The sequence below is a fragment of the Paenibacillus assamensis DSM 18201 genome (genome assembly GCF_000422445.1).
GTDB classification, from domain to species: domain Bacteria; phylum Bacillota; class Bacilli; order Paenibacillales; family Paenibacillaceae; genus Paenibacillus_B; species Paenibacillus_B assamensis.
In genome coordinates, this window is record NZ_AULU01000013.1 from 33,556 (window position 1) to 53,100 (window position 19,545).

A 19,545-nucleotide genomic window follows, 5' to 3' on the forward strand; every position below is an offset into this window, starting at 1 on the left:
ACATCTTGAACAACCGCTGGACGGCGATCGGATGGGTAGTTGCTGCACTGGTGCTGCTGCTATCGTTCGGGACGCTGATGCAACCAATTACGATGAGTTTTGTTGCTATACCGTTTGTTGTATTATTTACGACGTTATCAACGGCAGCATTTATGGCATGTATAGCGGCAGTGCTGCTCATCGTATTTTTACTGTTACAGCCCATTGGCTCCATTGTCGTACTTATATCGCTGTATTTTATTATCCCTGCTATCGTTATGGGCTTTTTATTCAAGCGCCAGCGGCCGGGGTGGTCGGTATTTGTAGGCGGGACATTGGCTTTTTTGATTCAAACTTTGTTGGCATTAGGGCTAACAAGCTATTTGTTCCAAGTCGATATGACAACGTACTTACACGAGTATCTCACACAGTATCAGAAGCTGGCTGCTGATATGGGGGTTGTTATGCCGAATATGCCGTCTGTTGATGAACAAGTTGCATACATTAGTATGAGACTTCCGTCCTTGCTGATAGCAGGTGCGGTGTATATGGGCTCCATTACGTATGCACTTAGTCGCAGGCTACTGACAGCACAAGGTGTTTCGGTACAGCGTATGAAGCCAGTTAAGTATTGGATGCTGCCGAAGTCACTGCTATGGTATTACTTGGTTGCTATGATTCTTGAGCTGGTTATCTTGAAAGAGGCTGGTTCATTCCTTACTTTAGTCATTGTCAACTTGTATGAAATTTTGCAAGTAGCCTTTATTGTACAAGGTGTGTCTTTCTTGTTCTTCTACGCTGACTTCAAAGGGTGGAAACGAGCACTGCCTGTAACATTAACGATATTTGTTGTCCTTTTCCCGCCGTTTCAATATATTTGCCGACTTGTTGGCATTATAGATATGGCGTTTCCACTGCGCCAAGCAGTCTCTAGACCAAAGCAATAGGGTGAGCATCGATGCCGAAAATATGGTTTCAACGCTGGTTCGCAAGGCATAACAGCTGGTCAATGCTTTATGTGCTTGTACTAACTCTCGTTGTCGCTTATTACAATTGGATAATTGGATTTCTAGGATTTATCGGCTTTGCCGCACTGCTTCTTATTACGTTGGCTGCTGAACGCAATTTCCGGGCGGAGATGGAGGCATATTTGTCTACACTTGGATTGCGTGTGAAGCGTGCCGTAGATGATGCGGTAACAGAGCTGCCTTATGGCATTGTGCTATATAGTGATCAGCGGGTAATTGAATGGAGCAACCGATATGTAGAAGTGTTGAAGGGTGACGGCAGCCTCGTGGGAGAACGTCTCGAAGAGGTATTTCCGAAGCTCAATCTACAGAAAGATAAACATTTGCCGATTGAGTTTGAAATGGGCGGACGATTGCTTCAAGTTCAGGTTGTCACAGAAGAGCGTCTTATTTACTTTACAGACATATCTGAAATGGCGGCGCTTCGTGCTCGTTATGAAGGCGAGCGGATGGCTGTTGGCATCGTTGTGCTGGATAACTTGGAAGAGTCTATGCAAGGTTTAGATGATCAACAGCGTGCAGGTTTGTTAGCCAAGGTGGTTGCGCATCTTACAGAATGGGCCGCGGAGAACGGTATTCTGATGAAGCGCTTGTCTTCTGAGCGTCAGTTCATGGTGATGGACGTACAGACGCTGAAGGCACTTGAGCAGACGCGTTTCGTTGTATTGGACGAAGTGCGGGAACTGACGATGGAGAGCAAACTGCCAGTGACGCTTAGCATGGGCTTTGCTGCGGGGCTAGAGTCCATCGTAGAGCTTGGGCAATTGGCGCAATCGAGCTTGGACATTGCGCTGGGCCGCGGAGGCGACCAAGTAGCTGTGCGGGTCGGTCAGCGGCTGTCCTTCTACGGCGGGAAGTCCAACGCCGTAGAGAAGCGGACGCGCGTGCGTGCGCGCGTCATTGCACATGCTTTGCGCGATTTCATTCGCCAAAGCGATGCGGTGTTTATTATGGGACACCGCAATCCCGACACCGATTCGGTCGGGTCAGCGATTGGTGTGTTGAACGCGTGTCGCATGATGGAAACGGAAGCTTACATCGTGCTGGAGGAGAGCAATCCTTCCATTGACCGCTTAGTGGCGGAATTGAAGAAGGATGAGCTGTTGTGGTCTCGCTTCATTTCTAAGCAAGAGGCGTTGGAAATGGCGACCGATGACAGCTTGGTTATCGTGGTTGATACTCACAAAGCTTCCATGGTGGAAGAGCCAAGGCTGCTGCAAGCAACGGATCGAATTGTTATTATTGATCACCATCGCCGAGGCGAGGAGTTTATCTCTGATGCTGTGCTGGTTTATTTGGAGCCATATGCATCTTCAACAGCAGAGCTAGTCACGGAGTTGTTGCAGTATATTCATAATCGACTCCATCTTAGTGTGTTGGAATCAACAGCGTTGTTGGCTGGTATTACGGTAGATACGAAGCATTTCTCGCTTCGTACCGGTTCACGAACGTTCGATGCGGCTAGCTTTTTGCGCCGCCATGGTGCAGATACAGCGCTCATTCAGCGTATGCTGAAGGAAGACCTGAAAGAGTATATCGAAAAGGCAGAAGTTATTCGCCATGCAGAAATGTACTATGATCATATTGCGATCGCAGTAACGGAACCTGGCCGCAAATTTTCTCAGTTGCTGATCGCACAAGTAGCTGATACGCTGTTAAATATGACAGGTGTATTGGCATCGTTCGTTATTAGTGAGCGTCCAGATGGCTATATTGCTATAAGCGCTCGCTCGCTTGGCCAAATGAATGTGCAAGTAGTAATGGAACGACTTGGCGGGGGCGGACATCTGACGAATGCGGCCGTACAATTGCAATGTACCTTGGACGAAGCGGAGAAACAGTTGAAACAGGTACTAGCAGAAATCGAAGCAGAAGAGGGGTTGTTCGAATGAAGGTCATATTGCTGCAAGACGTCAAAGGACAAGGAAAAAAGGGACAAGTAAAGGAAGTATCTGAAGGGTACGCGCTGAACTTTCTTATTCCGCGAGGTTTAGGACGTCCAGCGACAGATGGCAATCTGAAGACGCTCGAACAGCAGAAGAAATCGGAAGATAAGCGCAAAGAGCAGGAGAAGTTGGATGCTGAGGCGCTTGCAGCGAAGCTGGGAGAGATGACAGTAGTCATTAAGACGAAAGCCGGTGAAGGTGGTCGTCTATTTGGAGCTATTACTTCTAAACAAATTGCGGAAGCGATGCAAAAGATGGACGTGAAAATCGACAAACGCAAAATCGAATTAGCAGAACCGATTCGCTCACTGGGATACAGCAATGTTACGGTGAAGCTGCATCCTGAAGTGCGTGGAACGTTGAAGGTTCATGTAACGGAGGAGTAAGATGAACGACTTTCAAGTCGATCGAGTTCCACCGCAGCATGCTGAAGCTGAGCAGGCCGTGCTCGGTGCAATCTTGTTGCAATCTGAGGCATTAATTACATCTATGGAGCGGGTGCAGGCTGAGGATTTCTATCAGCCTGCTCACCAAATTATATATGAGGCGATGATCGAGCTGGGCGAAGAAGGTCAGCCGATTGATATCGTCACGTTGGCTGCGAAGCTTCAATCGAAGAATCAGCTAGATGACATCGGGAATGTATCCTATTTGTCACAGCTGGCTAATGCAGTTCCAACAGCTGCGAATGTGGATTACTACGCGCAAATTATTGAAGAGAAGTCGATGCTACGTCGTCTTATTCGCACAGCAACACAGATTGCTAGTGAAGGGTATACAGGCGAAGACAATATTGGCGCGCTCTTAAGTGATGCGGAACGTCGCATTTTAGAAATATCGAATCGTCGCTCTTCCAGCGGCTTCATTGCGATTAAAGATGTACTTATGGACGTTTTTGAACGAGTGGAGTTGCTATCGGAGCAGACGGAAGGTACCACAGGGATTCCGTCTGGATTTACGGACTTGGACAAGATGACGTCCGGATTCCAGCGCAGTGACTTGATTATTGTAGCGGCTCGTCCATCCGTTGGTAAGACCGCGTTCGCACTGAATGTAGCGCAGAACGTCGGAGTCCGTGCCAAAGAGACAGTTGCTATTTTCAGTCTAGAGATGTCTGCCGCACAGCTTGTACAGCGTATGATTTGTGCGGAATCGAATGTAGACGCGACTCGTTTGCGTTCTGGTAAGCTCGAAGACGATGATTGGGAAAAGTTGACGATGTCGATTGCATCTTTATCCGAAGCGCAAATCTTCATTGATGATACGCCAGGGATTACAGTTGCAGACATTCGTGCGAAGTGCCGTCGTTTGAAGAAAGAGCATGGCCTTGGCATGATTCTGATCGATTACTTGCAGCTTATTCAAGGTCGCGGCAAGGCCGGGGAGAATCGACAGCAAGAAGTATCCGAGATTTCCCGTACCCTTAAAATGATTGCCCGTGAGTTGGAAGTTCCCGTTATTGCACTATCCCAGCTTAGTCGTGGGGTAGAGCAGCGGCAGGATAAGCGTCCAATGATGTCTGACCTTCGTGAATCGGGTTCCATTGAGCAGGATGCCGATATCGTTGCGTTCCTGTATCGTGACGATTACTATGACAAGGAATCCGAGAAGAAGAACATTATCGAAATCATTATTGCTAAACAGCGTAATGGACCTGTTGGTACGGTTGAACTGGTATTTCTCAAAAATTTCAATAAATTCGTAAGCTACGAGCGGAATCATGCTGATCCTTATGCGGGATAATAAAGCTGATAAATGCCGCTAAAGCTTCAGTTGGTTGGAAGACCGCTGTGCGTTCCTATACAAAGGCATTTGCTTTTTGTATAGAATGGCAGTGGTCTTCTTGTCTCATTTGACAATATTGGACAATATTCCGAACAATGATCATCGGTATATGTTTATTGTTCGCTTTTACGTTGACTTTGTTCGCTCAGACTGCTACACTTGGATTGCTGACTTTGATCTCTAACAAGCTATCATCATGGATTAAAGCAGCGAATATTGGTGTGTGAAACACCCGATGGGGGTATGGTTTTATGTCCACAGTTGTTGTTGTAGGAACCCAATGGGGCGATGAAGGTAAAGGGAAAATTACAGACTTTCTCGCGGAAAGCGCAGATGTTGTTGCGCGCTACCAAGGAGGTAACAACGCGGGCCACACAATACTTATCGATAACAAGAAATACAAGCTGCACTTGATTCCGTCCGGTATTTTCTACGGCGATAAGTTGTGCGTCATCGGTAATGGTATGGTTATCAATCCGAAGGCTTTAATTGAAGAGATTACTTACATTCATGATAATGGATTTACAACGGATAATCTTCGCATTAGTGATCGTGCGCATATCATCTTGCCATACCATATGGTTCAGGATGAGTTGGAAGAAGAGCGTAAAGGTCCTAATAAGATTGGTACGACACGTAAAGGTATCGGTCCTGCTTACATGGACAAGGCTGCGCGTATCGGTATTCGTATCTCTGATTTGCTTGATGAGGAAGAGTTCACGAAGAAATTCCGCCATATGGCAAATGAGAAAAACGAGTTAATCAAGATGTACGGCGGTGAGCCGCTAGATATCGAAGCTACGTTGAAAGAGTATTTGGAATATGCTGAATTCATTCGTCCTTATGTAACCGATACTTCTGTTGCATTGAACGATGCGATTGACACAGGCAAGAAAGTGCTCTTCGAAGGCGCACAAGGCGTTATGTTGGATATTGACCAAGGTACGTATCCATATGTTACATCCTCCAACCCAACTGCGGGCGGCGTTTGTATCGGTTCGGGCGTAGGTCCTTCCAAGATTCAAGAAGTTATTGGTGTTGCGAAGGCATACACAACTCGTGTTGGTGACGGTCCATTCCCAACGGAATTGGACGATGAAGTTGGTCACTTTATCCGTGAAGCGGGTCATGAGTATGGTACGACAACAGGTCGTCCGCGTCGTGTAGGCTGGTTCGATACGGTTGTTGTTCGTCATGCACGTCGTGTGAGCGGTATTACAGGGTTGTCCTTGAACTCCTTGGACGTTCTGTCTGGTCTTAAGACCGTTAAGATTTGTACAGCTTACAAGTACCGTGGTGAGATCATCGAGCATTATCCTGCGAACTTGAAAACACTTGGCGAATGCGAAGCGATTTATGAAGAAATGCCAGGTTGGTCTGAAGATATTACACAGTGCAAGTCTCTTGATGAATTGCCAGAGACGACTCGCAACTATGTGAAACGTGTATCTGAGCTTACAGGTATTCCGATTTCGATCTTCTCTGTAGGCCGTAACCGTGAGCAAACGAACCAAGTTCGTAACATTTATCGTTAATTGAATCATTATCATTAATTGTTCGTCTAGGGCGTTCTATTCTTACTGTATCTGCAGTAAGGATAGGCGCCTTTTTGCTTGGGCATGGCGCATAAATGCTAGGCTGATGGGCGATACTAAGAAGTATTGCTTCGTCTAGTCAGCACATCAGTACTAGTTGTTGTCACATCCAGATCTTCTTCCGAATGCAGCTGACAGTGACATTGTGAGCGTGAAGGATAAGGAAGGAGATTGAAACATATGCGATTTTTCATGCGCTGGCTAAGGATGTTGTCGGCATTTATCGTTATTAGTGTCATTACAAGTTTATTGACTATTGGGACAACCGCATTGGTTGTTGATCAGTATTTGCAAACGACGATTCAACAGTTTCAGCTGCCCATTGATAAAAAACCATTAACGGCCATGTCACTGTGGAGCAGTTTATGGAATGGGGCCAAGCTTGAACAGCCCATTGGTCGTACAGAAACACGTGTGAACGCTCAATCCAACGAGCAGTCCCCTAATCGGACAGAGTCGCAGCAAGGGATTACGCGTGAACAGCAGCTTCCAAGCGGCAGTAGCGGGAATGAAACAGAGGCACCTAATACATCAGGTGCAGGGACGCAGAATGGATCAACCTCTGATGCTGCTATGCCTGTCTGGGGTGGGAGCATTAATGAATCCGCTGAATCAGGAAATCGTGTATTAGTTACACCTGAAGCTATCGTTGAGGGTAAGGATAAACTGACGGAGCAGACGAAGGAGAAGCTGTTTAGTACGTTAATGAAGAAACTTCCTGCTGATGATTGGCAGCGTATATCCACGCTGATGGAAGAGGGATTAACAGCTGCTGAGCTTATCGAAATGGAACAAATATTAGCAAAACATTTAAATGATGAAGAGTATAAACAAATGCGGGAGATTTTGACCGGCAGCAGCAAGCAAACGCAGCAGACGCAGGCTAATGAGGGCAGTACGAATACTAGTACGAATAGCAGTACTAATAGCGGTAACTAATAGGAGCGAAAATGATGAGCTGTAGTAACTCCGCTGCACTAGCTTAGAATATCGATGGATTTACAATTACGAATTACGATCAAATAAACGAGAGAGTAGTAAGTGTGCTTTGGTATCGTATCGAAAGTGTTGATCCTATGCATAATTTGATCGAAAAATGGGCCTCCTTCTATATAGAAGGAGGTTATTTTTGATTCTAGTGCAGTATGGAAGAAGATCGTGGATATTTGGTGAACATATCATGTGATGAACTGCTGTCGGTTGCATCTCAACTTTGACCTATGTTACATTGTAAAAGGTGACAATTCGTTAACTATTTGCTAGTAGACAACATGTTATATTCGATCGCATTGTACGATAAAGATTCGGTCCATATTTTGAAGGAATAGTAAGGAGCTAAGCATGAAACCATCAAACAATCATTCTCAGCATGAGGGGACAACAGAAAAGGTCGATGTTCAACAACCCCATACTGGCTGGAAGCGATGGGCGACTGCACTGAGCAACAAGATGAAAGAGCAAGCATTGCTAGCGCGTCTGCAACAATCTCGCAAGCAGGTAGTAATGACGATTAGTGGTGCAGCCATCGTTGGAGCAGCTATTTGGGGAGGTACATCTTATGTACAAGCGAACCGATTGCCTTACCTTCATGTATATAGCGACAATCAATATATAGGTACGGTTGCTAGTCAATCAGACTTGAATAGCTACTATGATACGTATTTGAATAAGATTCAAGCCAAACATCCTGATGCAATTATGAAGCTCGATACGAGCAGCATCCGTACAGAAGAGCACATTGCATATAAGCCAGAAGTTGCAACAAGTGAAACACTTGGCAAATTGGACAAGCATCTTACCACTTACGCAGCAGGTGTTCAATTGAAAGTGAACAGCAAGCCTGTTGGTATTGTGAAAGATTACGATACAGCTGAGCAAATTTTGGCAAAGGTAAAAGGGAAGTATGAGGTTGGGCTTAATGAAGTTAAGCCTGTTACTGCCTTAACTTCTTCTTCGGAGAAGACAACGAAGGCGATGTCTCGCCTAGAGTCGGTTAGTCTCCGTGAGCGTGTCAGCATGCACGAAATTAAAACCGAGCCGGGTAAAATGCTGAATGAGCAAGAAGCATTGTCTCTATTAACGACAGGAACTGCTCAGCCGAGAAGCTATACGGTTAAGAAGGGCGATACGGTATCTTCTATTGCTAAAGCAAACGATGTCTCGATGGAATCGATTTATCGTAACAATCCCAATGTAGGGGAAGGCTTCCTTGAGGTTGGAGAGCAAGTAAACTTGATGGAGCCAGATCCGTTGCTTACGGTGAAGACGGTAGAGGCGTACAGCGAATATATCGTTACAGAACCGCAAGTCATTACGAGAGAAAATCCAGAAATGGCTGCTGGTGAAACGAAGGTCATTCGTGAAGGTACGGAAGGCTTAAAACGTATGTCGTATCGTCTTATTAAAGACAACGGTATGATGACCAAGGAAGAATGGCAAGGTCAAGAGATTATTAAGCCATCTGTCCCTAAAATTGTAGTTAAAGGTACAAAAGTCGTATCAGGAGAAGGGACGGGTAACTTTATTAATCCGGTCAATTCACCTGTATTGACGAGTGGTTTCGGCCAACGTTGGGGCCGATTGCACAAAGGCATTGATGTCGTGTCAGGCGACCATACGATTATGGCTTCTGATGAAGGTCGAGTATCTTTTGCTGGTGTAAAAAACGGCTACGGCAACGTGATCATGGTTGATCACGGGAATGGTTACGTTACGATGTATGCCCATTTGGACTCCATTAGCGTTGAATCAGGCGATATCGTTGAGCAAGGTCAAGCTATCGGTGTTATGGGGAACACGGGTAATTCTACAGGAACACATTTGCACTTTGAGATCCTGAAAGATGGCGAGCCGCAAAATCCACTTAAATATTTATAATCACGTATGCAGTGAATTGAATCATAAATTTTGACTGCTGTCGTATAACGAATGCAGGGGTTGTTCTATGTCATGGAGGTGACAAGAACAGCCCCTATTTAATTTGAGTACGTCGAGAAGAAAAATAGGCTGCTGGCTGCTTATACCCCCAACGTTTGCTATCGGGGGAATAAAGGAAGTATGCTACAATAGACGAATAAGATTCGATGGAATTTAAAGTGAGGTGGAGTTCATGTACGGCAAAATATTAGTCGTGGATGATGAACAGCCGATTGCGGATATTTTGAAATTCAACTTAGAGAAAGAGGGCTACGAAGTCGTCTGTGCTTTCGATGGCAACCAGGCAGTAGAGCTGGCATTGTCGGAGAAGCCAGATCTGATTTTGCTTGATCTGATGCTGCCCGGTAAAGACGGTATGGATGTTTGCCGTGAAGTACGCCAGCATCGTCATATGCCGATCATTATGCTGACCGCGAAGGATACGGAACTGGACAAAGTATTAGGTCTAGAATTGGGTGCTGATGACTATGTGACGAAACCATTCAGTACTCGTGAACTACTCGCACGGGTAAAGGCACACTTACGTCGCCAGAAGGCAGATCCGGCTGCTGAAGCAGCAGGTGCAGATGAACAGGACAAGCAGGGAATTCGTTTGCATGAGCTGTTGATCGACACAGATATGTATCTTGTATATAAAAATAAAAAAGCACTTGATCTCACACATCGTGAGTATGAATTGCTGTACTATTTAGTGAAAAATAATGGAAAGGTCATGACGCGTGAGCATTTATTGCAAGCGGTATGGGGCTATGAATACTTCGGAGATGTGCGCACGGTAGATGTAACGATACGTCGACTGCGCGAGAAGATCGAAGATGACCCGAGCAAGCCCGAATATATTATTACGCGCCGTGGTCTTGGTTATATGATGCGTAATCCGAATAACGGAGGACTGTAATGGTTGCATGGGTGAGTCGTTTCTTTCGTACGATTCAGGCAAAGCTGATTATTATTTATGTGCTGCTTATTCTTATTGCGATGCAGTTGATCGGCGTCTATTTCATCAGTACGATGAAGGATTTGTTTACGACGAATTTTACAGACGATCTCAATAAGACAGCAAGTATCGTACAGCTTCTCGCAGCTCCTAAGCTGGAAGAGAACGAGGGAACGCCCGATCAGAAATTGCGGGATGAACTCAATAATATTTTGCAGACGTTATTTACGATGAATGGTGTAGAGATACAGGTGCTCGATGATACAGGTCGAGTGTTGGCGACCTCTGTACAAGCTCATCGCAGCTATATCGGTCGTAAAAATACGGAAACCGTGGTCAGCCGCTCCTTGCAAGGGATACCGGAAAATGAAGAGGCTATTATTGACGAGCATAATGTTCGAAAAAAGGTTATGGCGAAGCCGATAATAGCTAACTCTGCTGATGGCGGAGTGGTCGGCGCCGTATATATCGTTGCTTCCATGGAAGATTTATATGAAACGATCGACTCGATCAATCAAATCTTTTTATCTGGCATGATCATTGCGCTCGGTCTAACGGCTGCTTTGGGCATTATACTTGCCCATACGATTACACAGCCGATTACCGAAGTGACTCGTCAGGCAGCCAAAGTAGCTGAAGGGAACTTTGAAGGAACTGTTCCGGTGCTTGGAAATGATGAAATTGGTCATTTGAGCGAGGCTTTTAACCATATGACAAGGCGCCTTCAAGAAGCGCTTAGTGTAAATGAAGAGGAAAATGAGAAGCTAGCCTCCATCTTGACGAATATGAGCGATGGCGTAATTGCTACGGATGAGCAAGGTAGGGTCATTCTTATGAACCGAGGAGCTAGCGAGCTTCTTGGGATGAAGGAATGCGATGCGGAAGGCAAAGATATCGCGAAAATGCTGAACATTTCGTTAGATGTGTTACAGAAGCAGATTGATGGGCAATTGAACTGGATGCTGCTGCCGTACAGCTCCTATATGGATGAAGGTAATGCAGTTGGGGAACATGAATCAATACTGCGAGTGACGTTTAGTCCTATTCATCGTCGTGGTGAAGGGACAACAGGTACCATCTTCGTTCTGCGTGATGTAACGGAGCAGGAGAAGTTGGATCAGTCACGTCGTGAGTTCGTAGCCAATGTATCTCATGAGCTTAGAACACCGCTTACGACGATTAAGAGCTACACCGAGGCACTGGATGATGGTGCATTGGATGAGCCAGAGCTAGCAGGACGCTTCGTTGGCGTAATTCGCAATGAGACAGAGCGAATGATTCGTCTAGTAACCGATTTGCTGCACTTATCACGCTTGGATTCCAAACAAGCTAGCTTGCGTATGCGGCTAACGGATGTGTCTGAACTGTTGGATGAAGCAATGGATCGATTCTCGTTCCAATTCCGTAAGAAGCGGATTGATGCTCGTCTAGAAATAGAGTCTGGTATTCAATCTCTTGTCATGGATCGTGATCAAATTGATCAGGTATTGGACAATGTATTGTCCAATGCGGTTAAATACACGCCTGAGCATGGAACGATCCGTTTGCGTGCATCTTGGCTAGAGGGTCGCAGCATGGTGGCTGTAACCGTAGAAGATAACGGTATGGGTATCCCCAAGAAGGATCTGGCTCGCATTTTTGAGCGATTTTACCGTGTGGATAAGGCTCGCTCTCGCGGTATGGGCGGTACAGGACTAGGCTTATCGATTGCCCGGGAAATTATAAGGGTGCATGGAGGAACGATTACGATCGACTCGGAGTGGGAGCAGGGTACGCAAGTTACGTTTACACTTCCTGTTATTGTTCAGACCCAAGAGGATGCTGCTGGCACTGGCCACGTAGAGTACAAGGACAATCAGTCTCAGCCTAAAATGATTGAAGAAGGAAGTGATTAGGGTGAAGGAGCAAGCAAAATCGATTCTGCTGGCAGTGCTTATTATAACAAGCCTGGCACAGAGCTTCTTCCTGACCTATAACATGCCGAACTTCAATGCAGTTATGAAGCGGGAGAATGAATACATGCCAGTAAGGCCTCTTGGCCAGGAGCAAAAGGTAGAAAATTTGATTTATCCCAATCAAATTATTCTTCATTTAGGGAATGACAAGCATGCGATGTTGTATCCAGACGTACCGTTTTACAATATTGTGCTCAATCGATTAAAAGGTAGATCGTTCGAGGCTTTCCAGGTGAAATCTGCGGAAACGATTGATTGGAAGCTGATTCGTCGTCAGTATGAGGGGATTGAATTGCAATTTGAATCTGCTATACCTGCCAAGCTGCTAGAAAAGGTTATTCCTATTAATGACGATGATTCTGCGTTCATGAATGAAAACATTCGTGAAATATGGATATATGCATTAGAAGATATGAATCAGGTGCGGGTTCTTTTCGTGACAGACAATAATGGACGTGTCTATGAGTCCACGAGAGCGGACTTAACTGTACAGGATGTAAAGGTACAAGTTGAGTTTGGACGAGGCGTGCCAGCCTTTAAGCGTGTAGATGACGCATTTTATATCCCTGTTGAGCCGTATGAAATGACGCAGCTTGTTATGCCTTATCAAATATTTACGCCTGAAGAGATGCAGAACAGTCTATTTTTCGATCCAACGCTAACGAAAATAATTACCGAAGCGAACGGATCTGTCATTTACACGGACAGTAAACGAGGACTGCAAGTAAATCAAGAGCATCATTGGGTAACTTATTCTGATCCAAGTGCACCGGCAGAAGGACAAAGTGATGCGACAAGCGATGTATTAAAAGCCATTTCCTTTGTGAATCAGCATGGAGGATGGAACGGTACGTATCGATTGTCCTTAATTAAGGATGGGACAGAGAACGATCAATCGAATCCCATGCTTCAATCGCTTCATGGTAAGCACAGTCGTGTTCGATTCCAACAATATTGGGGTTCTTATCCGATTATTATGAATTCAGCACTTAAGTTCGGCTATGTGCAGGTTACTTTGCAAAATGGTATGGTGACGACGTATGATCGTTCGCTTATTAAGTTAGGTGGCCATGCGACGCATAGAGAGCTGCGCAAGCTTCCTGCGGGCGACGCATTGTTAAAGAAGCTCAAGCAAATGGAGCGCTACTCAGAAATTAAAGACGTACAACCGGTGTATAAACCTGTTCTGATAGAAGAGGGAATGAAGCTAACCCCTGCTTGGCAAGTAACGTATGAGGATGGAACAACGGATTGGGTTATATAAATGAGCTCGAAATGAAAGGAGGAGCAGTTATGGATTGGGGTCGCGCTAAGAGCATATTAATTTATGCCTTTCTAGCCTTAAATATCGTACTCGGTTATCAGCTCTGGCAGGATATACGCGATCGGATGCACTCCGATAAGGACTGGAGGTCTTTGTCAGCGGAGACGATTCGTACGATGGAGGAGAAGCAGATTCAGATTAAGGGACCCATTCCTTCTGAGACTCCTTCATTACGAGAGATTACCTACCGTTACACGGTGAAGCAGGATCAACCTGTACCTTTAATAAGAGAAGAGCTTGGTAAAGTGGTGTTCTCCCACTCCGAGACTATAGCTGCTCTAGAAGATGAGATTCAGCATATTGAAGAGTATTGGTACGATGATTCCTATCGTGATAATATGTTCGTACTGCATCAGATGATGCCGACGGGATATCCTATATTCGATGTACGCTTGGATCTATTTTATGATAATCAGAAGATTACAGGCTATCGTCAGCAATATATGGAGTTAGTAGAATCGGATGAAGCCCCAGCTCAGACGGTTCTGCCTGCCTCTAAGGCATTGGGTAAGTTAATTGAAGATCATTTGCCTTCAGGCTCTGTTATTAAGAGTGTTAAGCTAGGCTATCACGGCCAACAGTTTGATACCGATATTCAAGTAGCCGCACCTGTATGGCGTGTTGTGTTAGAGAATGGAAATGATATTTTTTATGTGAGTGCCAATAATGCAGCTGTTGAGCATTATCAGGTGGACAAGAAGGAGAAGGAAGCATGAGCTTACGATTTACGGTGTTGTCGAGCGGCTCTACAGGCAATTGTACAGTCGTGAAGACAGACGATGCGACGCTCATGATCGATGTCGGTTTGAGCTGCAAGCGAACAGACGAGCTGCTCCATGAGCAGGGCTTGTCTGGTTCAAGTATTGACGGTATTCTCGTTACACATGAGCATTCCGATCATGTTAAGGGATTGGGCGCATTCGCTCGTAAATATGATGTGCCTGTATACGCGAATGAGAAGACATGGGAGGCACTGCAGAAGCATGTCGGCAAGCTGGCAGAGGATAAGCGAATTGTGATGGATACGGGTGAAGCGAAAAACTTTGGCGATCTTCGTGTCGAATCGATTGGTATTTCCCATGATGCGGCCGAGCCGGTAGCTTACAATTTCTACGAAAATGAGACGAAGCTGAGCGTGGCGACCGATCTCGGTTATATGTCGGACAAAGTTCGCGATGCGATCTCAGATGCAGATGTACTCGTGCTGGAGTCGAATCATGATATTCAGATGCTGCGCATGGGACGTTATCCATGGAATATTAAGCAGCGAATTCTTGGCGATAAGGGACATTTGTCCAATGAAGCGGCTGGTGAGGCGATGAGTGAAGTGGTGACAGGTAATACACGCCGAGTGTACCTAGCCCATTTAAGCCGTGAGCATAATCAGAAAGATATTGCCCGCATGACGGTACAGGATGTTATGGAGAGCAATGGGCATTTTTATAAAGAATCAGAGCTTCAAGTACTTGATACACACTATGATCGGCCAACCGCTTGGGATCATGTACGTGAGAAGTCGATTATTCGTCTGTAAGTTCGAGAAATTGATCGAGCTCTAATGCTTTACGGGAGATATCGTCCTGTTCTACGATGCCCTTTTCAACGAGTAATTCCATCAGGGTAGAGAGGGCAAGGGTGAGGCGATAATTGTCTTGCTTCAGGTCTGCGATCTGAGCGATTAGATCAATATTGGACCACATCGCTGATTGAGCATCGGTATTGGAATGAAATTGATGGTGATCACGATAATCGGAATAAGTTCGGAATGACATGTTTACAACCTCCTATTAATATAAATTTGATATAAGTATTACATGGATGGGTGGCTGCGGAATAAACCGCATTCATAGAACTTGGCTATGTTGAGATCAAGCTCTCCGTGCTGTCTAGCAATTCTATTTATATAAATGTTATGTAAGAGAATTAAAATCTATGATTATTCATAGCATGATAATAGAAGCAATTGCATTAAATATAGTATTGACCATATAAGCAGTTCGTAATCATGGTTACAGGGGAGTTGGAGCGGATGGGTTTGTTCGATGATGATTTCTATTCGTCAAAGGTATCGCGCAGGAGCAAGTTCAGCAGTAATCGTAAGCAGCATGTGGAAACATGGAACTGGAAGCGGGCAAGTCGGTCCCATCGGCGCATCAGTTTATCCACGCTGCAGGTTGCGATTGTTAGCTCAGTAACGAGTGCAGCCTTTGTTATTTTGGTGTATTCATGGCTCATTCATGCTCAAGCTCCAACAACTGTAGTCGCTGCAGCTGAACCATCTATAGATACGATTGCGAATGCATACGATGATTTACTTGTGCAGGCGGCAGATAAAGCTAGCCCGACCATAGTTAGCATCCTAAACAAGCAGAAGGCGATCGAGAAAGAGGAAAGCAAGCAAGGACTTGATGATGTTAGCTTGGGATCGGGCATTATTTTTGATAAAAAAGATAACGACGCATATATCCTTACAAATGAGCATGTAGTAAGCGGGGCTGATCAATTGGAAATTGTATTATCCAATGGACAGCGCAAGCATGCGGAGGTTGTGGGTAAAGATAAAATATCGGACTTGGCTGTGCTCAAGATCGATGGTGCTGGCGTAAATCAAATTGCGGAATTTGGCGATTCACGCAGTTTGCGTCGGGGTGAAACGGTTATTGCGATAGGCAATCCGTTCGGGCTCGGCGGTTCGCTTACGTCGGGTATTATCAGCTATACGAATCGAATGATTCCTATTTCTTTAAATGGGGATGGTGTATACGATTGGGAACAAACCGTCATCCAAACGGATGCAGCAATCAATGAGGGAAATAGCGGCGGTGCGCTAATTGATCTGCATGGACGTGTCATTGGTATTAATACGATGAAAATCGCCTCTACGGGAGCGGAAGGACTCGGATTTGCGATTCCCATGCACGAGGTAGGAAAAGTTGTCGATCAGCTGATGGAAAAGGGTAAGGTGATTCGCCCTTATCTAGGTGTGTACACGGTTGATTTGGAAAATGAGTATGCACCGATTACAGATGAACAGCGTAGTGATTTGAAGCTGCCGAAGTCAGTTACATCAGGTGTTATTGTCTTAGAGGCCTCAGGACCTGCCCAAGAGGCAGGGTTCAAGTTGAATGATGTCATTGTGAGATTCGACAAGCAGGATATTTCTACGACGCTGGAATTAAGAAGGTATTTGTATGAGCAGAAGCAGGTTGGCGACACCATGGAGATTACGTATTACCGAGACGGCAAGCAAATGAAGGTCACGGTTACGTTAGGAGATCGTCCTAATTCGTAATTAGGCGGGAATGTAGGATTGTCAGCTGATAAGTGTTAAGTTAGGTAAGTTTGCGTGTGTTTCTTATTGTATTTGGATTGTGGCTTGAAACGAAACAGAGCATGGAGTACATTAGAGATAAGACAAACAGCTGGTTAGGCAAGAAAGAGGGAACTTCATGTATGTAGTATGCAAAGAGCATGTAGAGCTAGCAATTGATAAGTTCGTTGATGAATTTGAAGATGCACCGGATATTGTAGACTTGGATGAGCAGCAATTCAGTGATTGGGAGCGCCCAATTCGTTGCTGTATGAATTGTGAGGAAGAGGCACAGTTCCTGGTCGTATAGCGAAGGACGTTAGTTGCATAGTTGCGGCATCGAGATTGCCTTTTAAAGTGATCGTGTCAGAAGTAAGATGAAGATGCCTACTGTATGAGATGTGTATAACTGCAACGTATGAAGAACAAGCAAGGGGAAAGCAGGCAGGAGTCTGTGAATACCCTTGTTTTTTGCTTGTTATGGGGACAGTATCATGAAAAATGGGGATAACTACGATGTTAGGTGAGATGATAAAGGTTATCCACATGTGGACAGGCGATTTTGAAGAGAAATGTAGGGCAGCTAACCTTGCTTATGATGGGGATAATTCGGATGCGGGATGTGAATAGGTGATAGTTGTCCTAGGGCCACTTGGTTCATATTTATTGAAAATGCTGTTGATACTTTTTTAACGCCGCTCTTATATAGCATGTTATACTTTGGTAAAATAAGAACAATTCATTTACATAGATTTAGGACGAGGTGGAGACTCCATGTACGAATTTGACCGAGTAATTGACCGCACTCATACAGATGCATCCAAAGTAATTCCACAGTCAGCGGCACATAAAGACTGTATTCCTCTCTGGGTTGCAGATATGGACTTTGCGGCTGCACCTGCGATTCAAGAAGCGATTGTGAAGCGTCTTCAAACGCCGATATACGGATATACGGAGCGTTCGGACCGCTATTATGATGCGGTAATCGGATGGATGGGCAAGCGTCATAACTGGCAGATTAAGAAGGACTGGATCGTGACGATGCCAGGGGTTGTCCCTGCGATGGCAGTTACTATGCGAACTTGGGTGAAGCCTGGCGAGAAAGCAATTATTATGCCGCCGCTATATCCTCCATTTGCGAGTATGATTGCTTCCAATGGCGGTACAGTCGTGACAAATCCGCTTGTGCTGCAAAATGGACACTATGAAATTGACTTCTATGACTTCGAGCAGAAGGCGAAGGACCCTGCGGTGAAAATGTTCTTCCTTTGCAATCCACATAACCCAGGTGGTCGTGTGTGGTCGCGTGAGGAATTACAGCGGATCGCGGATATTTGTCTCGCGAATGATGTGCTTATATTTTCGGACGATATCCATCATGACATTGTGTTCTCTGGGCATACGTATACGCCGATTGCGTCCTTGTCACCGGATGTTGCAGACATTACGATTACAGCTACGTCTGCGGGCAAGTCGTTTAATATCGCTGGTTTTAAGGCAGCGAATATTATGATTACGAACGCGAAGCTGCGCAACGCGTTCAGCAGAACGGTACAAGCGTTGGGTATGAATGATCTGGATGTGATGCCGATTGAGGCAACAATAGCTGCCTATACAGAAGGCGAAGCGTGGTTCGATGCGATGATGGCGTATATGCAGGGTAACAATAAACTTATCGAGGAGTTTATTACAGCACGCATTCCTGAGGTGAAGGTGTTCAAGCAGGAAGGCACATATTTGAAATGGCTCGATTTCCGCGAGCTTGGGCTGTCTCCTGTGGAGTTGAAGGACTTCTTGCAGTTGAAGGCGAAGGTATGGCTGAACCAAGGGATTTCGTTTGGTGATAATGGAGCGGGCTTTATGCGCTTGAATATGGCGTCACCGCGTTCTGTTATTCAAGAGGCGTTGGAGCGTATGGAGAAAGCCATTCAAGAGCGTCGTTAAGATACTTTCTATACATTTTACAAGGGAAGGGAGGGCTTAGGTCCTCTCTTTTATTGTGAGCATGCATCGGGTACACTAGTGGTGGCAAGCAGGACGGGATAACCGATTAGAGCAAAAGAATGGAGTTATTATAGATGTTGATTCAATTGATTAGTGTAGGAAAATTAAAAGAAAAGTACTTGGTACAAGGGATTGCGGAATATAGCAAACGATTGGCGCCTTATGTGAAGTTTCAAGTGACAGAGCTATCGGATGAACAGGCACCAGAGAAGATGAGCGATGCAGAAGTGGAACAGGTGAAAGATCGTGAAGGCGAGCGTATTTTAGCACAGGTGAAGCCAGATGCTCATGTTGTAGCGTTAGCGATAAATGGACAGCTGTGGTCCAGTGAGGATCTAGCAGCTCATATTGATAAGCTTGGCACGTATGGAACGAGCCATGTTGTGTTTATAATAGGCGGTTCGAATGGTTTGTCGGATGCTGTTCTACGCCGTGCACAGACGAAGCTGTCGTTTGGTCGGATGACGTTGCCGCATCAGTTGATGCGCTTGGTGTTAGTGGAGCAGATTTATCGCGCAGTGAAGATCAATCGTGGGGAACCGTATCATAAATAAGGAAAATATCTGAAAACAATAGTCAATGTAACTACATTTAAATTTTTAGTTGACTTTACATTTTGTGCGTTTTTTGTTCAAACTGTAATTGTAAAAATAAAAAGTAAACTAATGAACTGATTACTAAGTGTTAAAGGAGCAAAGTGGTTACAAATTTTGTTTCCCATAAGTAAAATGGTACTATTTAGGTG

Annotated in this window: 17 protein-coding genes; 16 read left to right on the top strand and 1 reads right to left on the bottom strand. The window is 45.2% G+C overall.

The features are described 5' to 3' along the window. Positions 1-5: 5 nt before the first annotated feature. The 12 genes from H580_RS0109370 (at position 6) to H580_RS0109425 (ending at position 15,020) form a co-directional block, all read left to right on the top strand. The gene (locus H580_RS0109370) at positions 6-926 is read left to right on the top strand and encodes a DUF2232 domain-containing protein (RefSeq protein ID WP_028594544.1); all 921 of its coding nucleotides are present in this window, start codon (positions 6-8) and stop codon (positions 924-926) included. A gap of 11 nt (positions 927-937) precedes the next feature. Next, entirely contained in the window at positions 938-2,899 is a 1,962-nt protein-coding gene (locus H580_RS0109375) for a DHH family phosphoesterase (RefSeq protein WP_028594545.1), read from the top strand. Beyond that, complete coding sequence (gene rplI / locus H580_RS0109380) at positions 2,896-3,339, top strand: 50S ribosomal protein L9 (RefSeq protein ID WP_028594546.1); 444 nt, start codon at positions 2,896-2,898, stop codon at positions 3,337-3,339. The genes H580_RS0109375 and rplI overlap by 4 nt, the downstream gene beginning before the upstream one ends. 1 nt (position 3,340) lies before the next feature. Beyond that, a complete protein-coding gene (dnaB, locus tag H580_RS0109385) occupies positions 3,341-4,696 on the top strand; it encodes a replicative DNA helicase (RefSeq protein WP_028594547.1) in 1,356 nt (451 codons plus the stop codon). Positions 4,697-4,989: 293 nt separating this feature from the next. Continuing rightward, a complete protein-coding gene (locus tag H580_RS0109390) occupies positions 4,990-6,273 on the top strand; it encodes an adenylosuccinate synthase (protein ID WP_028594548.1) in 1,284 nt (427 codons plus the stop codon). Between the two features lie 240 nt (positions 6,274-6,513). Further along, positions 6,514-7,272, top strand: a complete 759-nt coding sequence (locus H580_RS0109395) for a hypothetical protein (protein WP_028594549.1) — start codon at positions 6,514-6,516, stop codon at positions 7,270-7,272. 402 nt (positions 7,273-7,674) lie between these two features. Next, positions 7,675-9,210: a peptidoglycan DD-metalloendopeptidase family protein gene (locus H580_RS0109400; protein ID WP_028594550.1), complete on the top strand. Its 1,536-nt coding sequence runs from the start codon at positions 7,675-7,677 to the stop codon at positions 9,208-9,210. Positions 9,211-9,442: 232 nt separating this feature from the next. After that, positions 9,443-10,168 carry a response regulator YycF gene (gene yycF, locus H580_RS0109405; protein WP_028594551.1) on the top strand — a complete coding sequence of 242 codons (726 nt, stop codon included), beginning with the start codon at positions 9,443-9,445 and terminating at the stop codon, positions 10,166-10,168. After that, the gene (gene walK, locus H580_RS23845; protein ID WP_084509104.1) at positions 10,168-12,102 is read left to right on the top strand and encodes a cell wall metabolism sensor histidine kinase WalK; all 1,935 of its coding nucleotides are present in this window, start codon (positions 10,168-10,170) and stop codon (positions 12,100-12,102) included. The genes yycF and walK overlap by 1 nt, the downstream gene beginning before the upstream one ends. Position 12,103: 1 nt before the next feature. Beyond that, positions 12,104-13,426 carry a YycH family regulatory protein gene (locus H580_RS0109415; protein WP_028594552.1) on the top strand — a complete coding sequence of 441 codons (1,323 nt, stop codon included), beginning with the start codon at positions 12,104-12,106 and terminating at the stop codon, positions 13,424-13,426. Between the two features lie 29 nt (positions 13,427-13,455). Further along, complete coding sequence (gene yycI / locus H580_RS0109420; RefSeq protein WP_028594553.1) at positions 13,456-14,202, top strand: two-component system regulatory protein YycI; 747 nt, start codon at positions 13,456-13,458, stop codon at positions 14,200-14,202. Beyond that, a complete protein-coding gene (locus tag H580_RS0109425) occupies positions 14,199-15,020 on the top strand; it encodes an MBL fold metallo-hydrolase (RefSeq protein WP_028594554.1) in 822 nt (273 codons plus the stop codon). Before yycI ends, H580_RS0109425 begins: the two co-directional genes overlap by 4 nt. Here the strand turns inward: H580_RS0109425 and H580_RS0109430 are convergent. Further along, the gene (locus H580_RS0109430) at positions 15,007-15,258 is read right to left on the bottom strand and encodes a hypothetical protein (protein WP_425414122.1); all 252 of its coding nucleotides are present in this window, start codon (positions 15,256-15,258) and stop codon (positions 15,007-15,009) included. The two genes, H580_RS0109425 and H580_RS0109430, sit on opposite strands and share 14 nt — an antisense overlap. A gap of 257 nt (positions 15,259-15,515) precedes the next feature. On the opposite strand from H580_RS0109430, the gene H580_RS0109435 reads away from it, so the two are divergent. From H580_RS0109435 to rlmH, 4 genes are all read left to right on the top strand, one after another. After that, a complete protein-coding gene (locus tag H580_RS0109435) occupies positions 15,516-16,778 on the top strand; it encodes a S1C family serine protease (RefSeq protein ID WP_028594556.1) in 1,263 nt (420 codons plus the stop codon). Positions 16,779-16,935: 157 nt separating this feature from the next. After that, positions 16,936-17,106, top strand: a complete 171-nt coding sequence (locus tag H580_RS25820; protein WP_084509106.1) for a CxxH/CxxC protein — start codon at positions 16,936-16,938, stop codon at positions 17,104-17,106. A gap of 464 nt (positions 17,107-17,570) precedes the next feature. Next, entirely contained in the window at positions 17,571-18,740 is a 1,170-nt protein-coding gene (locus H580_RS0109450; protein WP_028594557.1) for a MalY/PatB family protein, read from the top strand. Positions 18,741-18,874: 134 nt separating this feature from the next. Next, positions 18,875-19,354, top strand: a complete 480-nt coding sequence (gene rlmH, locus H580_RS0109455) for a 23S rRNA (pseudouridine(1915)-N(3))-methyltransferase RlmH (protein ID WP_028594558.1) — start codon at positions 18,875-18,877, stop codon at positions 19,352-19,354. The last annotated feature ends 191 nt before the right edge of the window (positions 19,355-19,545 follow it).

Coding starts and splice junctions, on each gene's coding strand:
- H580_RS0109390 (WP_028594548.1), top strand. CDS start 4,990: ATGTCCACAGTTGTTGTTGTAGGAACCCAATGGGGCGATGAAGGTAAA.
- rlmH (WP_028594558.1), top strand. CDS start 18,875: ATGTTGATTCAATTGATTAGTGTAGGAAAATTAAAAGAAAAGTACTTG.
- H580_RS0109450 (WP_028594557.1), top strand. CDS start 17,571: ATGTACGAATTTGACCGAGTAATTGACCGCACTCATACAGATGCATCC.
- H580_RS25820 (WP_084509106.1), top strand. CDS start 16,936: ATGTATGTAGTATGCAAAGAGCATGTAGAGCTAGCAATTGATAAGTTC.
- H580_RS0109400 (WP_028594550.1), top strand. CDS start 7,675: ATGAAACCATCAAACAATCATTCTCAGCATGAGGGGACAACAGAAAAG.
- yycI (WP_028594553.1), top strand. CDS start 13,456: ATGGATTGGGGTCGCGCTAAGAGCATATTAATTTATGCCTTTCTAGCC.
- walK (WP_084509104.1), top strand. CDS start 10,168: ATGGTTGCATGGGTGAGTCGTTTCTTTCGTACGATTCAGGCAAAGCTG.
- dnaB (WP_028594547.1), top strand. CDS start 3,341: ATGAACGACTTTCAAGTCGATCGAGTTCCACCGCAGCATGCTGAAGCT.
- H580_RS0109430 (WP_425414122.1), bottom strand. CDS start 15,258: ATGTCATTCCGAACTTATTCCGATTATCGTGATCACCATCAATTTCAT.
- H580_RS0109395 (WP_028594549.1), top strand. CDS start 6,514: ATGCGATTTTTCATGCGCTGGCTAAGGATGTTGTCGGCATTTATCGTT.
- rplI (WP_028594546.1), top strand. CDS start 2,896: ATGAAGGTCATATTGCTGCAAGACGTCAAAGGACAAGGAAAAAAGGGA.
- H580_RS0109435 (WP_028594556.1), top strand. CDS start 15,516: ATGGGTTTGTTCGATGATGATTTCTATTCGTCAAAGGTATCGCGCAGG.
- H580_RS0109425 (WP_028594554.1), top strand. CDS start 14,199: ATGAGCTTACGATTTACGGTGTTGTCGAGCGGCTCTACAGGCAATTGT.
- H580_RS0109375 (WP_028594545.1), top strand. CDS start 938: ATGCCGAAAATATGGTTTCAACGCTGGTTCGCAAGGCATAACAGCTGG.
- yycF (WP_028594551.1), top strand. CDS start 9,443: ATGTACGGCAAAATATTAGTCGTGGATGATGAACAGCCGATTGCGGAT.